The 1,782-nt window shown below is 65.9% G+C and carries 1 protein-coding gene and 1 pseudogene; one reads left to right on the forward strand and one right to left on the reverse strand.

Going from position 1 to position 1,782, the window contains the following annotated elements; all coding sequences use genetic code 11:
* Positions 1 to 507 precede the first annotated feature (507 nt).
* Positions 508 to 1,473 carry an STM4015 family protein gene (locus ACZ7M3_RS52805; RefSeq protein ID WP_472073983.1) on the forward strand — a complete coding sequence of 322 codons (966 nt, stop codon included), beginning with the start codon at positions 508 to 510 and terminating at the stop codon, positions 1,471 to 1,473.
* 10 nt (positions 1,474 to 1,483) lie between these two features.
* Here ACZ7M3_RS52805 and ACZ7M3_RS52810 read toward each other — a convergent pair.
* A pseudogene (locus tag ACZ7M3_RS52810) lies at positions 1,484 to 1,782 on the reverse strand (transposase family protein); the annotation flags it as partial.

Below are 1,782 nucleotides of genomic sequence, written 5' to 3' on the forward strand. Positions count from 1 at the left end.
CCCCACCACCGACAACGACTGAAACGACCGAACCGAAGACACCCGGGTCAGATTTCACCTGTCCAGACTGGGTCCAGGTTCACCCGCCGCCGACAACAAGGCCTGGAAAGGCATGACAAGGTCATTCCCGAAAGGCGGCGTTGTACTGCTCGGAGCCGCTCGGGTATGAGCCGAACCTGCCGACAGCGAAGACGGCACGATGAACTCCCTCTCCTGTCGGTGAGTTGCGCACGCGTCACACCGAATTCCCATCGGACCGACCTCACCTCGGGCTTGATCACAACCGAAGTCACTCCGTGGCCACGAGCGGCAGATCAGTAAGAGCCACACTCGGCGCCCTCGGCTGGATGGACCATACGAAGGACTCACCACGTCCCGCAGAACAACGTAGGGATTGGTAGGAACTCGATGGACCGCCACCGGTCGCACCGGCACGTTGTCAGTCGCTACTGGTAGAACCGCTGCACGCATTAGCCCCTGACACATCACACGACAGGAGCAGCCCGAATGAGAACCCAGGACACCCACCTTGACGAGCTGTACGGCCTCCCTGCCTTCACGTTTCCCTTGCCCGGCGAGACAACAAGGCTGCCCGAACCCGACGCTGCGGCCTGGCGGATCGGCCACGAGAGGTGGGAATCCGAGGAGCTATGGGTGGAGGCCTTCGGCCGTTTCTGCACCGAACTCGACATCACGCGGGTCCGCGCTCTGATCGTCGGCTGCTGGGAGGACCCGGAAGACACCGATCCATCCGAGGTCATCGAAGCGCTGTTGGCCGTGCATGACCGACTGCCCGCCCTGCGGTCGGTGTTTCTGGGGGACATCACGGACCAGGAGTGCCACATCTCCCGGATCAGTCAGACCGACGTCACACCGTTGCTGACCGGCTTCCCCGCACTGGAGGAATTCGGCGTGCGCGCGGGAGAAGGTACCAGCCTGGGAGAAACACTGAGGCTGGAGTTCCCCGCCCTGCGCCACGACGCGCTGCGCAGGCTGACCGTGGAAAGCAGTGGTCTGCCGGTGAACGTCGTCCGCGGTGTGGGGACGAGCGAACTGCCCGCGCTGGAGCACCTCGGCCTGTGGCTGGGCGGCTCGGATTTCGGAGCCGACTGTGAGGCCGCCGACCTGGAGCCAATCCTGTCCGGTGCCCGGTTGCCCCGGCTGCGGCACCTGGCCCTACGCAACAGCGAGATCCAGGATGAGGTCGCCGCCGCCGTGGCGTCCGCCCCGGTGGTCGCCCAACTCGAGGTGCTCGACCTGTCCATGGGCACCCTGAGTGACGACGGCGCGGCCGCCCTCCTCGACGGCCAGCCGCTGACCCACCTCAAGAAGCTGGACCTGCACCACAACTACCTCAGCGAGCCCATCCGGCAGCGCATACGCAGGACGCTCGAACCCGCGGGTGTCGCGGTGGACCTCGACCAGGACGACGCCGAGTTGCGCACTATCTGTGTGGGACCACTCAGCTACTGAGTGAGCCTTTTCAGCGTTGCTGCTCCAGGGTGAGAACCGCTGCTGCGATTGACGTCATTCGATTCGGGCTGCACCGGGACTTGCGGAAGATCCGCCACGACTTCAGCCGTGCGACACCGCGCTCGACCGGTGCCCGTGCCGCGGACAGCGCGCGGTTGACGGTCTGTTGGGTGGGGTGAGCCCGCGGCCCGGCGGGCGTCTGAGGGGTGTCGTCACCCACGGGCCGGCTCCCATGTAGGCACGGTCGGCGAGGATCGGGACGCCCTGGCGTTCGCAGATCCGGATGATCCGGTGGGTGCGGGCCGCTGT

The sequence above is a fragment of the Streptomyces sp. NPDC111656 genome (genome assembly GCF_055656965.1).